This is a genomic window from Bradyrhizobium rifense (genome assembly GCF_008123425.1).
In the GTDB taxonomy this organism is placed as follows: Bacteria; Pseudomonadota; Alphaproteobacteria; order Rhizobiales; family Xanthobacteraceae; genus Bradyrhizobium; species Bradyrhizobium rifense.
Genome location: NZ_VSSS01000081.1, coordinates 15557 through 30055, shown reverse-complemented (window position 1 = coordinate 30055; position 14499 = coordinate 15557). Strand labels below are relative to the sequence as shown.

Here is a 14499-nt window from a genome sequence, read left to right as displayed (position 1 = left end):
CCACACGGATTTGCCGTACGCACGTTCGCCGGCCGCCACAGGGTTCTCCCGCGCTGTCGACGTAGCGGGAAAAATGTTGGCGAGACGAACTGAACAGCGCCGCTCGTCCGCACGCGGTTTCGGGCTCACAGGGACTACCCGCCCTGCCCGCTACCATCGTGCCGACGCTGCCGCGTCCACCGCAAGCCCGGCTCGCAATCAGTGACGACGTACGATCGCCCCTCAAGGATGAGTCGGGATGCCCCAAGCCCTACAGGTGTTTTGCCCGACGGAGCAAGTAAAATTATGATTTTCAGAAACCGCAATCGCGATATTGTTTGCTCGCCAGCCGAAAATGCGAGCCGACCTCGACGAAATCGACGTCGACGCATTGGTGTCCGTGGCGAAATTCGGCGAGGCCCTCGCAGCGGAGATATTCGATGTTGATGCGCCAGCGCTTCTCGGACGGAGAATAGGTTGCGAAGTCGTGCTGGGCGCTGGCCGGTCCCTTGCACATGCCTGCGATGTAGTGCCGGATTTCAGGAGGCAGGGCGCCGATATGCTCGGGATTCCAAGGGTCGTCCTTGGATGCCGAGCTCCCCCTCGAGGCGGCCGGTAGTGCACTCGTGAGCAGAAGGGAAAATCCGAGAATGAGTGCGCGCATCAGCATTTTGGGCTCCTCCCACTGGTGATGGCCCGTCGACATTAGTCCTTTTCGAGCCGCGCGCGGCGGACAAGTTGAGCCGCAGACCCATCTCCTTTGCCGGCAACGCCGATTGACTTATATAGGGTACCCCCCTATCTTATCGACATGTCGCACACGATCAAGCACAAGTCGAAGCTCATCGGCCGGGTCCGGCGCATCAAGGGCCAGCTCGAGGCCGTCGAGCGCGCGCTCGAGTCGGAGATCGGCTGCGCCGATGTGCTGATGCTGGTGGCTTCGGTGAAAGGCGCAATCAGCGGTCTCACCACCGAGCTGTTGGAAGACCACATCCGCCATCATGTCGTGGATCCCGCTCACGAAAAGGATCCGGAGAAGGCCAAGGGCGCCGCCGACCTCATCGACGTCGTCCGAACCTATTTGAAGTGAACGAAATGACCGACCTGTCTCACCTGCTCCAACAGAGCAACGCGCACGCTTGGCTGTTCGTGCCGAGCGCCATCCTCCTCGGCGCGCTGCATGGTCTCGAGCCCGGGCATTCCAAGACCATGATGGCTGCGTTCATCATCGCCGTGAGGGGCACCGTGCTCCAGGCCGTGCTGCTCGGCCTGTCGGCGACCATCTCCCATACCGCCATTGTCTGGGCGATCGCGCTCGCGGGATTGTATTTCGGCCAGGAATTATCCGGCGAGCGCAGCGAGGCCTACCTGCAACTGGCATCCGCCTTCATCATCGTCGGCATCGCCGGCTGGATGGTCTGGCGCACCTGGCGGGAGCAAAACGATGGGCACCACGACCATCATCACCACGACGAGCCGCAATCCATCGCGCTGGCCGGCCGGCCACTCTTGCTGGAGGTCTTTGAGGACGGTGTACCGCCGCGCTGGCGGATCCGCAGTGAGAACGGCGCGCTTCCCGCCGCTGGCGACATCCAGGTGACCACCATCCGCGAGGACGGCTTAGAGCAGACATTCGCGTTCGCCACCCGCGACGGATACCTCGAAAGCGTCGAGGAGATTCCCGAGCCGCATGCATTCAAGGCGCGCGTCGCGCTCGCCGGCGACTCCACCGAGCTTCTGTTTGAGGAACATCATCACGACCACATGGATCTCGGCGACGAGGACGACGCGCACGCGCGCGCCCACGCCGCCGACATCCGCAGGCGCTTTGCGGGGCGCACCGTGACGACGGCGCAGATCGTGCTCTTCGGCCTCACCGGCGGACTGATCCCCTGCCCCGCCGCGATCACGGTGTTGCTGCTTTGCATTCAGCTCAAACAGTTCAGCCTCGGCTTTGTCCTGGTGCTGTCCTTCGGCATCGGGCTCGCGATCACGATGGTTTCGGCCGGCGTTCTCGCCGCGCTCAGCCTGCGGCACGTCGAACGGCACTGGGGCGGCTTCAGCCGCTACGCCCATCGCGCACCCTACGTCTCGGCGGCGTTGATCGTCTTGGTCGGCCTCTACACCGGCTGGACGGGTTTGCACGAACTGATGTCGTGAGCGCAGTGCGTCTTGCGGTTTCGGGACGATCCCGCGTAGAATGCACTGGTGGGGACAAAGCAGACTCCCCGTGAGACTTCGGTCCAAGTCTGCGCAGCACGCAATTCGTGGAGCTTGCGCATGGACACCCAATCCCCTCACCGATATTCCCTAGCCATTGTTTCGCGGGGCGACGCAGCCGTGCGCCGCGACGCCACTGCTCAAAACAGCCGCTTCGTTCGCGTTTTCGAAGCCCTCGTTTCCGCCGGCATCGCGGCGCAACCGGCCATCTACGACGAGAGCTTCACCGATGCGGTCCGCGATCAACTGCTTGCGGTCGACGGTGTGCTGGTCTGGGTCGATCCGATCCATCAGGGCAAGACACGCGAGCAGCTGGATGCCTTGCTGCACGACGTCGCCGCGCGCGGCCCTTGGGTGAGCGCGCATCCAGACGTCATCCTGAAGATGGGCGTCAAGGAGGTGCTTTACCGGACGCGCGATCTCGGTTGGGGCGCCGACACCCATCGCTATGACAGCGCTGCCGCCTTCGCAGCAGAGTTTCCTCAGCGCCTGCGGGCCGGCGGCCCGCGCGTGCTCAAGCAGAATCGCGGCAACGGCGGCCAGGGCGTATGGAAGGTCGAGGCGCTGCCAAACGCAATCCCGGCGGTTCGCGTGCTCCATGCGCTGCGCGGCAGCCATCCGGAGGACATGCCGCTCGATGCCTTCATCGCGCGATGCGAACCATATTTCGGCTGGGGCGGCTGCATCATCGATCAGCCGTTTCAACCTCGCCTGCCCGACGGAATGATCCGCTGCTACATGAGCGGCGCCAGGGTCGCAGGCTTCGGCCATCAACTGATCAAGGCCTTGATCCCGCCACCGCCGCAAGGACCGGAGTCTCCTGAGGCGCAACCGGGGCCGCGCATCATGCACGGACCCGATGCACCGCAATTCCAGGCGCTGCGACGGCGGATGGAGGACGAATGGACGCCGCAGATGATGAAGCTGCTGGCCATCGACGAAGCATTGATGCCGGTGATCTGGGACGCAGACTTTCTCTTCGGGCCACGCGACGGGACCGGCGCGGACACCTACGTTCTCTGTGAGATCAACGCGAGCTCGTGTTTCGCGATCCCCGATGAGGCGCCGGCCGCGATCGCACGGACGGTTCGCGAGCGGCTGGTGAATGCGAGGCCGTAGTTGCTCCGAAGCAAGCAGATCGCCTTCAACCACAATTCACTTGGCCGGGCTGCAAGATCACGCAGTCCGGCGCGGTGCTGCCGCAGCACGTCGTCTCGCAGCCACTGACCAGCGAAGCCATCGTCGCTTCCAACGCGCGCAGCTCGGCGATCCTCTTTCTGATCGAACGGAGGTGCTGCTCCGCAAACGACTTCGTGTCGCTACAAGGCAAGCGCCGCTGGACCGACGCGAGAATGTCGCGCGTCTCATCGAGCGAGAAGTCGAGATCGCGGCAGTGCCTGATCAGGCTGAGTGCCTTGACATCCTCGCTGGCGTAGATGCGCTGGCCGCCCTGGCGCGCCGGCGGCGTCAAGAGGCCAATGCTCTCGTAGTAGCGGATGGTGGGGACGGAGACGCCGGCCGCTTTGGCGAGGATGCCAATTCTCATGGAAGCTCTCACTTTTCGCTTGAACCTCAAGTGGCTTGAGGGCGTAGCGATCGGGTCCGCAACGCACAAGCATGAGGAGAATCACATGAGCGTTATTGGACCGTCCTGCAGCCTCCCCAGCGAGACGTCGCCCGGATGCGGCTGCGCGGCGAAGACTGAGCCAGGCGGCAGCAAGGCCGCGAGCACCGCGGTCGCAACTGCGGTTGTCGCGGCGGCCTGCACGGCGTGCTGCGTGCTGCCCTTCACATTGCCTGCCGTCGTGCTCGCCGGCGCGGGAAGCCTGATCGCCGTGCTCGACCATGCGCACGGGCTGATGACGAAACTGTCGGTCGCGGTCGTGGTCTGCGCCTGGGGCTGGATCGTGTGGCGGTCGCGAACCACCGGCTTGAAAATCCGATCGTCCGTGCTGGCCGCGATGTGCGCAGCCACCGTGCTGACCGCGACGGCCGCGCCGTGGCCGGTGATGGAGTCTGCCGTCTTCCACGCGCTCGGCGTTGCCAAGAAGCCGAAGCCACCGGCGAGCTGATGGACAGTCTCACCATCTTCGGACTGCTGTCGGTCAGCGCCATGCTGCTGTTCTACGCGCTTGAGCCGCGCGGGCCGCACCATGTGCTGGCCTTCGCGGCGGCGTGTGCGCTCAGTGCTCTCTACGGCTTTCTCCAGGGCGCCTGGCCGTTCGGCTTTGTCGAGACGGTCTGGACGGCGGTCGCGTTGCGGCGATGGCGCAGGCTTCAGGCGCGCTGATCGAAACGCGCGAACACCGCGCTCGTCAGACCGCCGAGCAAGGTCCAGAACACCAGGCTCGTCACCGTCACCGCCGTGACGAACTGATGCGTCAGCGACGACGGCACGTTGGTCTCGATGTTGGCGAGCTCCGGCGCGCCGATCAGGTGCGGCAGGGTCAGCAGGATCACGCCGGCGATCGCCGCCGGCACCGAGCGGCGGAAGGCGATCAGAGCGAGCCCTCCGGCCGTCGCCAGCACGGCGGCGAGCCACCAGATCTGGCGCGACAGCAGCGGTGCAGCAGGCACGCCGGGCAGCTCCGGCGGCAGGCCGAGGCCGGGCGCCAAGGTGAAGACGGCAAAGCCCGCCAGCCCCCACATCAAGCCTTCGTGCCAGGAGACCCTAGCCCCTGTAGCGCCGCTGCGGACGGCGAAGAAGCCGGCCAGAAGCAGCGCGAATCCGATCGCGGTCAGGACGTTGGCGGCCGCGGTATAGGCGTTGCGCTCAAAACCGTCGCGCGGCTCCCAGGCTCCGGTGCCATGGTCGTGGTCGCCGGCGCCATGGTCATGGTCGCCGTGATCGTGGGCGGCGTGGTCATGCCCGGCTGCGGCCGGCTGCGCGGTGGCCTGAGCGTCATGCTGGTGCGTCTCCGCCGCCTTCTCGAAGACTTCCGCCTTCAGGATCAGGGGGACGGTGCCGAACTGCTGGACGACAGTGACGATGAGACCGACGATGAAACCGGAAATGACCGACGCGAAGACGATCGAGCGAAATGTGCTCATGCCACCCCGGTTAGTGGCAGGGGAACGCGTTCGAGTGGCGTACGTCGTGGGCCGCGTTGTGGACGACGTCGATGTGGGAGAAGCCGACCATGCCGATGACGAACACGCCGAGCACCATGGCCATCAGAGCCTGCGACAGCCGTCCCACCTGCCCGGCAGCAACCGGAAGCGTAACCTGGGCGTTAGCGAGCTGGGACTGGCTCATGGTCTATTCTCCGTTGGCGATTTGCGCGTCTTCTAGCAGCTTCCGGGCGACGTCGCGACTGGTAAGATGCAGGCTCGTCCCCGGCAAAATGCCCTTGCGGGCGATCTTGGCACCGGCGGCGGCCCGAAAGGCGGCCTCAAAGCGACGGAAATGGCCGAGGCAGGCGTCCGGCGTGGGCTCGGTGCCGAGCAAGGTCCGGAAGGCGCCCCGGTGCACGGCGCAGATCGCGCCATGGCCGGTGACGGGAAACACCAGCGAGGCGATGTCGTCGCGCCAATGGACTTCATCGCTCAAGCTGTCGCGCGTCCCGTGAGCACCATCGGAAATCTCCCGGCGCGGACCCTACCACAGCTATCGACGATTTCCGCCAGCTCGCAATCAGCCCCGCTCCCGCGCCGCGCGCGTCCTGATCATGGCCCGCTCGCCGGCGTCGACGAGCTGGCCGATGCCGGTGCGGCCCGTCAGCGCGCAGCGGATGATGTTTTCGGCAACCGACCTGCGGAAGCCGTGGTCCTCGCCAACGGGGCGATTGCGGCAGATCCGGTCCAGCGCCAGCTTCATGTTGATCCGTGTGCGGGTGTCGAAATGCTCGCTGATCATGCGCCCAGCCTCGATGCGTTGTTGGCCCCAGCACAGAACGCCCGGGAATCGGCAGGGTTCCGAACGTGTAACCGAGGTGACGGCTCAGGTCCGACCGCGCAGGCGTTGGGCTTGAGCCCACGCCGCCGTCACCTCCTGCGGGGGAATGTCGACGCGCTTGATCGGCAGCAGTTGCCCGGACGCCGAGACGATCGCGGTCTCCTCGCGGCGGCAGCGCGGGCAGACGAAGCGGACCTCGTGCGGCTGCGCCGACCAGCTCGCACGTTTGACGTTGGCCGCCATCGGCCAGGCCTCGCAATGCGAGCACGACACCAGAAACCGGCCAGGATCGAGCATACCCATTCCATAGGACTCCGTTCCTGCCCGTTCTTTCCAATGATTATCCTGGGTCAATCGTTCCGGTGGCGGAGCACCATCAGCGGTCTGGCTCTAGCGGTTCCCCGATCGCGGCCACATCCGTGCCAGCGTTCCATCGCGCATCACCAGCACATGCCAGAAGGTCGCCGCGATGTGCAGGGCCACGACGGCGTAGACGAGATAGGCCAGCGTGTCGTGCGCGACCTCGCCGGCATGGGCGATTTGCGGACTGTCTGTCAGCAAACGTGGCCAGCTGAACGTCCAGAAGTACTTTAGCGAATAGCCGCCCGCCGAGGAGAACGCATAGCCGGTGAGCGGCATCGTGAACAGGATGAGGTAGAGTGCGACGTGATTGAGCCGCGCCGCGAACCGCACCAGTGCGCCGAATGACGACGGCTCAGGCGGCACTTTGGTCGCGGCGCGCACCATCAGCCGCAGCACCGACAGGAACAGCAGCGTCATGCCGAGCGATTTGTGCACCTCCAGCAGCTCGCGGCGCGGCGAGGTGCCCGGCGGCTGAAGACCGCAATAGAAGCCGATCAGCATGGCGATGATGAAGAGCACCGCTGTTGCCCAGTGAATCCTGCGCAGCAGCGGCGCATAGGCCGTCGTCTCGTGAGAGGACATCAGGCTTCGTCGGCAATCCCGTTGCGCAGGCAGCCGACCTTGTCGATCTCGACCTCGACGACATCGCCTGCCTTCATCCAGATCGGCGGCGTGCGCCTGGAGCCGACGCCGCCCGGCGTGCCGGTCGCGATGACATCGCCGGGCTCGAGCCGGGTAAACTGCGAACAATATTCGATCTGCCGCGGGATATCGAAGATCATCTGGTCGATGGTGGTGTCCTGCACCACCTCGCCGTTGAGCCGGGTCTGCAAGCGCAGCGGGCCGACATCGCCGACCTCGTCGGGCGTGACCAGATACGGGCCGAAGCCGCCGGTTGAGGGAAAATTCTTGCCCGGCGTGAACTGGTGGGTGTGGCGCTGATAGTCGCGCACGCTGCCCTCGTTGTAGCAGGCATAGCCGGCGATATGCCCCCAGGCCTCGCTGCGCGAAATGTAACGGCCGGGCTTTCCGATCACGACGGCGAGCTCGCCCTCGAAGTCGAGCTGGGTCGAGACTCTTGGGCGGATGATGTCCGTGAGATGGCCAGTCTGGCTGTTGGCGAAGCGGCCGAACACCGTGGGATTCTCGACCTCCGTGCGGCCGGTCTCCTTGCGATGGTTCTCGTAGTTCAACCCGATGCAGAGGATCTTGTCCGGGTTTGGGATCACCGGCAGGAAAGCGATCTTCGACAGCGGATGGCGCTTGGCGCCTGCGGCGGACTTGGCCGCCTCGGCCAGGGCGCCTGCTGCGATCGCCGATTTCAGGTCGGGGTAGCGATCCCCGAGAACTGGGCCGAGATCGGCCACGCTGTCGCCCTCCACCAGGCCCCATGAGGCGGCGTTGTCGATCTTGAAGCTTGCGAATTTCATGTGGTGTCCCCTGAACCTGGAACCAGCCTTAGCAGGTCCGAAACGACGGGACGATGGCGGCAGGAGATGGCGCGGTTGCGATCCTTGCAGGCCGCCTCAGTGCGCGCCCTTGAGCGTGCAGGAGGTGGTGCAGGTGACGGTATTGCCGTGGTCGCACGACTTGCAGGCAGCAACGCACTGGTTCATGTCGCGGGGATTGTAGGAGCTGTAGTTCCGCAGCGCGCAGAGCGGGGTCGAGCCGGTGACGTCCTGCTCCTGGTTACAGGCTGCCGTCAGAAGCGCAAACAAGACGATCGCAAACAGACGCATGGGATGGCAACCATCGGATGACCAACGTTCGGGACAATGTCGCATCGCAACCTTGCCCCAGGCATTCCCATCGCAGGGAAACGCGCCGCGCCACTCCCCGCTTCCGTTTGAGGATGCGTCTCAATCGTTAAGAACGGATTGCGATCGCGTGCGATCCAGCAAACGCAGGGATGCTGCGTCGTGCCTCGCTCCAACTGGAACCCTCAGGCCATTTCAGGCCGCGGCCTTGGTCGCGATCGCCTGGCGCATGTCCACCGCAAGCTGACGGTACTGCTCACCGAGCCTCAGGTAGAACTCGCGCTTTTTGCTGTCGGTGGCGAGCTTCGCAATCAGCTCGCATTCGGCGGTGAGCGTTTCAAACCGCTCCAGCCTGTCCTCAAGTTCTGTCATCGGCGTATCCCCATCAAACGCCTCAAGGACAGCTAACCTAAGCCCGGACATTAGGTCACGGCGAACATCGTTATGGGGTAGAAACAATTATTCGCCGGCGGACGGCTATTTGCTTTCCAACCGCCAGGCGCCGTCCCAATCGGCTGCCGGCGGGTTGGCCTCAAACTGCATCATGCGGGCGAGCATGGTGCGCGACGGCCCGTCGTCGGGAACGCATTCCAGCGCCGCGTTGAACGCGGTGCGTGCGTCGTCGAAGCGGCACGCGCGATAGGCGGCAAGGCCTTCGGCATAGTGCGCGCGCAGGCTCTCCTGCGGCTCGGTGAGCGTGCCTGCCCTGCCCATCACCTCGAACACTGGCTGCGGTACGCTCTGGCCGACCACGGCGAGACGATCGATCTCGCGTAATTCGAGCCGCGTGCCGATCGCCTCGGCGGTGGCCTGCGAGATCAGGATGCGGGTCCCATAGACCTTGTTCACGGCCTCCAGACGCGAGGCGAGGTTCACCGCGTCGCCCATCACCGTAAAGCTCATCATCAGCTCGGAGCCGATGCTGCCGGTCAGGACCTCGCCGGTGGCAATGCCTATGCGCAAATCGCACGGCACCGGCATGGCGCGAATACCGAGCAGATCCGGCAATTGCTTCTGCAGTGCGGGCACCTGGTCGGCCATGTCGATGGCGGAAAGCCCGGCGAGCAGCGCATGCTCATCGTCCTCGACGAACGGCGGGCCCCAATAGGACATGATGGCGTCGCCGATATATTTATCGATCACGCCGCGGTTATTCCGGATCGGAGCGGACATCACCGTGAAATAGTGGTTCATCACCTTGACGAGGCCGCCCGGGGTCATGCCCTCGCTCATCGAGGTGAAGCCGCTCATGTCAGAGAACATGATGGTCATCACACGGCGCTGGCCGTCGATGGCGATCTCCGGCCGGTCGATCAGCCCCTGCACCACCTTCGGATCGATGTAGCGGCCGAACGTTTCACGGATGCGCTCGTTTTGGCGCAACTGCTCGATCATGCGGTTGAAGGCGGCCGCGAGCTCGCCGATCTCGTCCTGGGTCGAGACCGTGATGGTTTTGTCGAAGCGCCCTGCCTCGACCTCACGGGTGCCGGCGAGCAGCAGCCGCACCGGCCGCGTAATGCCGCTGGACACCAGCAGCGCAAAGGCGAACCCGACGATGGCCGCAAGCAGCGTCACGATGCCGGAGATGATGATCGCCTGCCGCTGGTGGCCGATCACCGTCGACGTACTCGCGAAGACCTGCTTGAGCATGTCGGCGCGGATCGCATCGATCCTCTGGTTGAACTGATCGCGCAGGGCGTCGAGATGCTCCAGCGTGCCGCGCGCTTCCGGCATCTGCTTGGCATCGATCTGCTTGAGGAGCTTTGCGTGTTCCTCCTTCATGCCGAGGCGCAGCTCGGAAACGGCGGTCTCGATGCGGGTGTCGATCCGCGCCAGCGTGGCATTGTCCGACGGTGTCCTGGTATCCTCGATGATCGCATTGATCAGCTTGCGCGCGGCCGAGGTCTCCTCCTCGATTTTCCGGTCAGCCTCCTCGAACTCGTGCAGGCGCGCCGCATAGGCCTCCTCGTCCGGGGCTTCCTGCATCTTCATCATAACCATCCGCCGCAGCGCGACCGATCGCTCCAGCGAGCGGATATTGGCGCGCGCGAGATCGCCATAGGCCGGGATGTAGCGATCCGTCAGCTCGTCCAAGAGGACACCGACCTGACTCGACATCACCATCGACAGGATCGCGGTGACCAGCATCAGGACGATCAATCCGAGGGCGATGCCGACGATCTTGCGCCGGATCGACTGGTTGAAAAGCGGCATGAGGTCCGGGCAAGAGCTGAAAGAAGGGTCTGCGGAACTCAATACACCGGATTTAAGCCCGGGAACACGCGCAATCGGGCCATTCGTGGCGCCTGGAGCCGCCCGCAACAGTCGGGCGAGGCCCATTCGTTAATAAAGATTAAAAGCCCTGCTCTATCCCCCGTTGCAGAAGTTCCCGTGCTCCATCCGTATTTTGCCGCATTGTTGCGACAGCGTGAGGAATGCGAAACGATGCTGTGTCACCGTTCTTGAACTCGATCTGATTCTCGAACCGCATACGATCGCGGATTTTGGTTTGTACTGGTTTCGCAGGGGGACCACGGAATGAACCAGTGCCTACGCTCGCTCGCGTGTGTCGTTGCCATGGCCGCACTGGCGCTCGTTCCGACGGAGCTGGCAGCGAAAAGCAAATCATCAGCGCCAAAGAAGACGCATGAAGCGAAAGCGGGCAAGCAGCGGCATGCTGCGGCCGGCAAACACGCCGAGGCCAAGCGCAGATCGAAGAAGCAGGACGACGAGCCCGCGGACAAGCCCGCCCCGCCGCCGCTGACCGGCGACCTCGCCGCACTGAAGGACGCGATCGACCTCGCGCGCAAGGGCAAGACCGATGATGCGAGCGCGGCCCGCGACCGCATTGCCGATCCCGCCGGACAAAAGCTCGCCGACTGGTTCATGCTGCGCCATTCCGAGAGCACGGCGAATTTCAAGCGCTACGCCGCCTTCCTCGCCGCCAATCCGGATTGGCCGAGCGCCGCGCAGCTGCGCCGGCGTGCAGAAGCGCGGCTGTGGCAGGAGAAGAGCGACGCGGCAACCGTGCACGCCTTCACGATGGACCGGCCGACCAGCGCCAAGGGCAATTTCGCGCTCGCCCGCGTGCTGCTCGCCGAAGGCGACAGCGACAGGGCCGCGCGTCTGGTGCGCGAGGCCTGGCGCTCGGAGGAATTGTCCGAACGTAGCGAGGAGGATTCCTACACAGCGTTCAGCGATCTCCTGACCGCTGAGGATCATCGCGCCCGCATGGACAAGCGCCTCGGCGCCAAGGACTACGCCGGCGCAAGGCGTGCGGCCAAGCGGCTCGGCGAGGACGCGCTCGCGATCGTCAAGGCCTGCGCCGCGGTCAACGGCAAGGAGAACAAGGCCAAGGATTATCTCGACGACGTGTCGGCGGATGCGCGCCGCGATCTCGGCTATGTCCTCTGCCGCGCGCAGTGGCATATCCAGAAGGATCGCATCGATGATGCGGCCGAGGTGATCCTCGCTGCTGCACCCGACACCATGGCGGCGCAGGATACGGACGCCTGGTGGCGCGAGCGCCGCCTGCTGGCGCGAAAGCTGCTCGACCAGGGCAAATTCAAGACCGCCTACGACGTGGTTCGCGGGGCCGCGGTGCCGGCGATGGAGGTCTATCGCGTCGACTATCACTTCATGTGCGGCTGGATCGCGCTGCGCTATCTCGACGATCCCAGGACGGCGATGATGCACTTCGCCTCCGTTGACGAGGGCTCGCCCAATCCGTTCGCGCTATCGCGCGCCCATTACTGGCGCGGGCGCGCGGCCGAAGCCATGGGAGCCACAGCCGATGCACGGATGAGCTATAGGGCCGCCGCGCGCTATCCGACGGCCTATTACGGGCAGCTTGCCCGTGCACGGCTTGGCCTCGACGGAATCGAGCTGCGCGCCCCCTCGCCCGTGCTGGCCTCCGCCGACACGCCGCCCCCAGACGAGCGTGTGCGTGCCGCCGACATGCTCTACGGCATCGGCGAGCGTGACACGGTGTATTACTACGCCGAGGATTTCGCCAAGGAGAGCACCGACGTCGCGGCGCTCGAAGCGCTCGGCGAGCTCGCCGGCCGACGCAACGATGCGCGCGTTATGCTGGAGGTCGGCAAGTCGGCGCTGGCGCGCGGGCTGGCGCTCGACCATTACGCCTTCCCGACCATCGGCATTCCCGAGCACAAGCAGGTCGCGCCCGCGATCGAGACCAGCGTGATCTATTCGGTGGCGCGCACCGAGAGTTCGTTCGACCAGCGCGACAAATCGGCTGCCAACGCCGTCGGCCTGATGCAGGTCACGCCGGAAGCTGGCCGCGATACCGCGAAGCGTTTCGGCCTGACCTATGACTGGGACAGGATGGTCTCCGATCCCGTCTACAACACCCAGATGGGCGCAGCCGAGCTCAGCGCGTTGCTGTCGGAATATCGCGGCAGCCAGATCATGACCTTCGCCGGCTACAATGCCGGCCGCGGCCGCGTGCGCGAATGGGTGCAGGCGCACGGCGACCCGCGCGACCCCAAGATCGATCCAGTCGACTGGGTCGAGCGCATCCCGCTGTCGGAGACGCGCAACTACGTCCAGCGTGTGATGGAGAACGTACTGGTCTATCGCGCACGGTTCGAGGGCAGCGGCACGGTGGCCAGCAAGGACGTCCAGCGTGTCACGGCCCAAGACGGGAGTACGGCTCCGACGGCATCGGCCGCAGCCCCCTCGCCCTAGGCCCGCACCGCCGGGGCTGGAACGCGGCGCGAGGCTGGACGGGGTGACTGCGGCCGACGGCTCTGCGCGGCCGGCATCGTGGGGTTAGCCGTCACCTCCTTCCGTGGTCAGAAGGTCGTATGCGCGCAGATAGGCCTCGGTCAGCGAGCGCGAGTGTGCGCTCATCTGCATCATCAAGCTCCAGGCCGAAATGGCCGTGAGCACCGTGATCGCCTCGAGCGAACTGCGGTAGGGCCAGAATATCCCCCTGGTTGCCTGCTGCCGGTAGCAGTCATAGTCGCAGTACCGCGCTTGCATGGAGGCATGCCGGAGGTAGCTCGCGCCCAACGGCCGGGCGCAGGCGCTACAGGCAGCGCCGAGGCGAGGCGATTCCTGATTGACGAGCATGAATCTCAACGTCGTGTCCTCTCTAGTCGCCTCGACCGGTTCTCCTCAAGACGCCGCTCGCGCACGCTCCGCGATCGGCACCAACGCCTCGTGATGAAGCGCGTAGCACTCGTGGTCGCAGTAGGGCAGCAGCGTTCGGACGTCGCGCAAATAGCCGCCGCTGATCTCCTCGCAACACCACAGGCAGAACGTCTTGCGGAAAGGGGTCCTGCCGTTCACCAATATGAACCTCACGTGGCACCTCCCAGCGCGAAGCAATAGACCGTATCGACCAGGGAAGCGGATGGCGGCGGCGCGCAAAGATGGTTGCGGCCATCTGGATTATCCCTGTTTCGCTCGACTTTCTGGACCGGGATCAGGATGTATTTCCCGTCCTCCCGGCGCCGCGCGTAGATCTTGCCGTCGACGTAGCGGATCTCGGTCGGGTAGCAATCCGCGCTGTTGCAGCAGCTCAGCACCGGATTGTCGGGCATGTGCCAGCTCGAATAAAACTTCTCGTGCAGAAGCTCGTCCTGAGGCGGATGGTGACGATGTGCAGCATCCTGTCCAGCCTCCTCGGCCTTCGCGCCCATGATCAGGGGAAGCGGCAGCGCGATCGCCAGGAGGAGCTTGCCAACACGGTTCAACACGCAGCCTCCTCGTTCGAAAGTTTCCTGGTGGAGCGGTCCCTGCGGCTGGTGCTCACGCCGTCTGAAATCGGAACAGCCAGCGACGGTCGCGCTCACGGCGCGCCCTAAAATGATCGAGACATTTCCTCGAGCAGAGCGGCGTTCGCCAGGAATAATATCGGATCAGGCCAAACCTCCCGGCACAGACAGCACAGCCGTTTGCGTCAGGACGGCGCTCGGAGTGTTCGGGCCTATCGCACATCATCCTCTCCTCTTGGCGTCTCGTGGGGTCCTCGTGCACTGAGGCACGGTCACCACGCTCGTCACGGAAAATGCGGCTTCTCAATCGCGACCCGCCAATTCATCCGGCAGGTCAGAGTGGCGGAGATAGAGCTCGGCTCGTTGGGTGCAACACACCGAGCATCCCGGCAATTTGTGCTCCGCAATCGGCTCCTCTCGATTGGACTTAGCCTAAGCCGCGTGCAGCGGATCGCTCAATTGTACGGAGGTAAATGCGCGCTAGAACTAGGGATGCGCGAGCTATACGTAGGTTTGTCCCGTAGTTTTCCGGGTCCGCGCAACG

The 14499-nt window shown here is 64.6% G+C and carries 21 protein-coding genes; 6 read left to right on the top strand and 15 right to left on the bottom strand.

Annotation, left to right across the window (positions count from 1 at the left end):
- Positions 1 to 292: 292 nt before the first annotated feature.
- Positions 293 to 649 (bottom strand): hypothetical protein, encoded by a 357-nt coding sequence (locus tag FXB40_RS42500; RefSeq protein WP_148778215.1) that lies wholly within the window; start codon positions 647 to 649, stop codon positions 293 to 295.
- A 141-nt stretch (positions 650 to 790) separates the two neighbouring features.
- Between FXB40_RS42500 and FXB40_RS42495 the strand changes: the two genes are divergently transcribed.
- The 3 genes from FXB40_RS42495 to FXB40_RS42485 all read left to right on the top strand — a co-directional run bounded on the left by FXB40_RS42495 (position 791) and on the right by FXB40_RS42485 (position 3318).
- Entirely contained in the window at positions 791 to 1069 is a 279-nt protein-coding gene (locus FXB40_RS42495) for a metal/formaldehyde-sensitive transcriptional repressor (protein WP_063706516.1), read from the top strand.
- Positions 1070 to 1074: 5 nt separating this feature from the next.
- A complete protein-coding gene (locus tag FXB40_RS42490) occupies positions 1075 to 2139 on the top strand; it encodes a nickel/cobalt efflux transporter (RefSeq protein ID WP_148778214.1) in 1065 nt (354 codons plus the stop codon).
- Between the two features lie 120 nt (positions 2140 to 2259).
- Positions 2260 to 3318 (top strand): Cj0069 family protein, encoded by a 1059-nt coding sequence (locus tag FXB40_RS42485; RefSeq protein WP_148778213.1) that lies wholly within the window; start codon positions 2260 to 2262, stop codon positions 3316 to 3318.
- A gap of 25 nt (positions 3319 to 3343) precedes the next feature.
- On the opposite strand, the gene FXB40_RS42480 is transcribed toward FXB40_RS42485, so the two are convergent.
- On the bottom strand, positions 3344 to 3745 hold the full coding sequence (locus FXB40_RS42480; RefSeq protein WP_148778212.1) for a MerR family transcriptional regulator: 402 nt from the start codon (positions 3743 to 3745) through the stop codon (positions 3344 to 3346).
- An 85-nt stretch (positions 3746 to 3830) separates the two neighbouring features.
- Here FXB40_RS42480 and FXB40_RS42475 point away from each other — a divergent pair, with 85 nt between their 5' ends.
- Together FXB40_RS42475 and FXB40_RS42470 are read left to right on the top strand one after the other, a co-directional pair.
- Positions 3831 to 4271, top strand: coding sequence for a hypothetical protein (locus FXB40_RS42475; RefSeq protein ID WP_148778211.1), 441 nt, complete (start codon positions 3831 to 3833; stop codon positions 4269 to 4271).
- On the top strand, positions 4271 to 4489 hold the full coding sequence (locus FXB40_RS42470; RefSeq protein ID WP_148778210.1) for a hypothetical protein: 219 nt from the start codon (positions 4271 to 4273) through the stop codon (positions 4487 to 4489). Before FXB40_RS42475 ends, FXB40_RS42470 begins: the two co-directional genes overlap by 1 nt.
- Here the strand turns inward: FXB40_RS42470 and FXB40_RS42465 are convergent.
- From FXB40_RS42465 to FXB40_RS42425, 10 genes are all read right to left on the bottom strand, one after another.
- A complete protein-coding gene (locus FXB40_RS42465) occupies positions 4477 to 5250 on the bottom strand; it encodes a CbtA family protein (protein ID WP_148778209.1) in 774 nt (257 codons plus the stop codon). The genes FXB40_RS42470 and FXB40_RS42465 overlap by 13 nt on opposite strands.
- Positions 5251 to 5260: 10 nt before the next feature.
- On the bottom strand, positions 5261 to 5455 hold the full coding sequence (locus tag FXB40_RS42460; protein WP_148778208.1) for a CbtB domain-containing protein: 195 nt from the start codon (positions 5453 to 5455) through the stop codon (positions 5261 to 5263).
- A 3-nt stretch (positions 5456 to 5458) separates the two neighbouring features.
- Positions 5459 to 5749 (bottom strand): hypothetical protein, encoded by a 291-nt coding sequence (locus FXB40_RS42455; protein ID WP_148778207.1) that lies wholly within the window; start codon positions 5747 to 5749, stop codon positions 5459 to 5461.
- Between the two features lie 84 nt (positions 5750 to 5833).
- Positions 5834 to 6055: a hypothetical protein gene (locus FXB40_RS42450; RefSeq protein WP_148778206.1), complete on the bottom strand. Its 222-nt coding sequence runs from the start codon at positions 6053 to 6055 to the stop codon at positions 5834 to 5836.
- Positions 6056 to 6139: 84 nt separating this feature from the next.
- Positions 6140 to 6397: a hypothetical protein gene (locus FXB40_RS42445; RefSeq protein WP_148778205.1), complete on the bottom strand. Its 258-nt coding sequence runs from the start codon at positions 6395 to 6397 to the stop codon at positions 6140 to 6142.
- Positions 6398 to 6484: 87 nt separating this feature from the next.
- On the bottom strand, positions 6485 to 7039 hold the full coding sequence (locus tag FXB40_RS42440; RefSeq protein WP_148778204.1) for a cytochrome b: 555 nt from the start codon (positions 7037 to 7039) through the stop codon (positions 6485 to 6487).
- Positions 7039 to 7887: a fumarylacetoacetate hydrolase family protein gene (locus FXB40_RS42435; protein ID WP_148778203.1), complete on the bottom strand. Its 849-nt coding sequence runs from the start codon at positions 7885 to 7887 to the stop codon at positions 7039 to 7041. Before FXB40_RS42435 ends, FXB40_RS42440 begins: the two co-directional genes overlap by 1 nt.
- Before the next feature lie 96 nt (positions 7888 to 7983).
- A complete protein-coding gene (locus FXB40_RS42430) occupies positions 7984 to 8196 on the bottom strand; it encodes a hypothetical protein (RefSeq protein WP_148778202.1) in 213 nt (70 codons plus the stop codon).
- A 213-nt stretch (positions 8197 to 8409) separates the two neighbouring features.
- Entirely contained in the window at positions 8410 to 8586 is a 177-nt protein-coding gene (locus FXB40_RS48475; RefSeq protein ID WP_187437514.1) for a hypothetical protein, read from the bottom strand.
- A 105-nt stretch (positions 8587 to 8691) separates the two neighbouring features.
- Positions 8692 to 10428, bottom strand: coding sequence for an adenylate/guanylate cyclase domain-containing protein (locus FXB40_RS42425; RefSeq protein ID WP_187437513.1), 1737 nt, complete (start codon positions 10426 to 10428; stop codon positions 8692 to 8694).
- Positions 10429 to 10752: 324 nt separating this feature from the next.
- Between FXB40_RS42425 and FXB40_RS42420 the strand changes: the two genes are divergently transcribed.
- Entirely contained in the window at positions 10753 to 12921 is a 2169-nt protein-coding gene (locus FXB40_RS42420) for a lytic transglycosylase domain-containing protein (protein WP_148778200.1), read from the top strand.
- A gap of 84 nt (positions 12922 to 13005) precedes the next feature.
- Here the strand turns inward: FXB40_RS42420 and FXB40_RS42415 are convergent, their stop codons facing one another.
- The 3 genes from FXB40_RS42415 to FXB40_RS42405 all read right to left on the bottom strand — a co-directional run bounded on the left by FXB40_RS42415 (position 13006) and on the right by FXB40_RS42405 (position 13937).
- Positions 13006 to 13218, bottom strand: a complete 213-nt coding sequence (locus FXB40_RS42415; protein WP_246208302.1) for a hypothetical protein — start codon at positions 13216 to 13218, stop codon at positions 13006 to 13008.
- Positions 13219 to 13353: 135 nt separating this feature from the next.
- On the bottom strand, positions 13354 to 13542 hold the full coding sequence (locus tag FXB40_RS42410; RefSeq protein ID WP_148778199.1) for a hypothetical protein: 189 nt from the start codon (positions 13540 to 13542) through the stop codon (positions 13354 to 13356).
- On the bottom strand, positions 13539 to 13937 hold the full coding sequence (locus FXB40_RS42405) for a hypothetical protein (protein ID WP_246208301.1): 399 nt from the start codon (positions 13935 to 13937) through the stop codon (positions 13539 to 13541). The genes FXB40_RS42410 and FXB40_RS42405 overlap by 4 nt, the downstream gene beginning before the upstream one ends.
- Positions 13938 to 14499: the final 562 nt, after the last annotated feature.

Coding starts and splice junctions, on each gene's coding strand:
- FXB40_RS42435 (WP_148778203.1), bottom strand. CDS start 7,887: ATGAAATTCGCAAGCTTCAAGATCGACAACGCCGCCTCATGGGGCCTG.
- FXB40_RS48475 (WP_187437514.1), bottom strand. CDS start 8,586: ATGACAGAACTTGAGGACAGGCTGGAGCGGTTTGAAACGCTCACCGCC.
- FXB40_RS42440 (WP_148778204.1), bottom strand. CDS start 7,039: ATGTCCTCTCACGAGACGACGGCCTATGCGCCGCTGCTGCGCAGGATT.
- FXB40_RS42465 (WP_148778209.1), bottom strand. CDS start 5,250: ATGAGCACATTTCGCTCGATCGTCTTCGCGTCGGTCATTTCCGGTTTC.
- FXB40_RS42430 (WP_148778202.1), bottom strand. CDS start 8,196: ATGCGTCTGTTTGCGATCGTCTTGTTTGCGCTTCTGACGGCAGCCTGT.
- FXB40_RS42475 (WP_148778211.1), top strand. CDS start 3,831: ATGAGCGTTATTGGACCGTCCTGCAGCCTCCCCAGCGAGACGTCGCCC.
- FXB40_RS42500 (WP_148778215.1), bottom strand. CDS start 649: ATGCTGATGCGCGCACTCATTCTCGGATTTTCCCTTCTGCTCACGAGT.
- FXB40_RS42425 (WP_187437513.1), bottom strand. CDS start 10,428: ATGCCGCTTTTCAACCAGTCGATCCGGCGCAAGATCGTCGGCATCGCC.
- FXB40_RS42480 (WP_148778212.1), bottom strand. CDS start 3,745: ATGAGAATTGGCATCCTCGCCAAAGCGGCCGGCGTCTCCGTCCCCACC.
- FXB40_RS42420 (WP_148778200.1), top strand. CDS start 10,753: ATGAACCAGTGCCTACGCTCGCTCGCGTGTGTCGTTGCCATGGCCGCA.
- FXB40_RS42470 (WP_148778210.1), top strand. CDS start 4,271: ATGGACAGTCTCACCATCTTCGGACTGCTGTCGGTCAGCGCCATGCTG.
- FXB40_RS42445 (WP_148778205.1), bottom strand. CDS start 6,397: ATGGGTATGCTCGATCCTGGCCGGTTTCTGGTGTCGTGCTCGCATTGC.
- FXB40_RS42490 (WP_148778214.1), top strand. CDS start 1,075: ATGACCGACCTGTCTCACCTGCTCCAACAGAGCAACGCGCACGCTTGG.
- FXB40_RS42460 (WP_148778208.1), bottom strand. CDS start 5,455: ATGAGCCAGTCCCAGCTCGCTAACGCCCAGGTTACGCTTCCGGTTGCT.
- FXB40_RS42415 (WP_246208302.1), bottom strand. CDS start 13,218: ATGCAAGCGCGGTACTGCGACTATGACTGCTACCGGCAGCAGGCAACC.
- FXB40_RS42450 (WP_148778206.1), bottom strand. CDS start 6,055: ATGATCAGCGAGCATTTCGACACCCGCACACGGATCAACATGAAGCTG.
- FXB40_RS42485 (WP_148778213.1), top strand. CDS start 2,260: ATGGACACCCAATCCCCTCACCGATATTCCCTAGCCATTGTTTCGCGG.
- FXB40_RS42495 (WP_063706516.1), top strand. CDS start 791: ATGTCGCACACGATCAAGCACAAGTCGAAGCTCATCGGCCGGGTCCGG.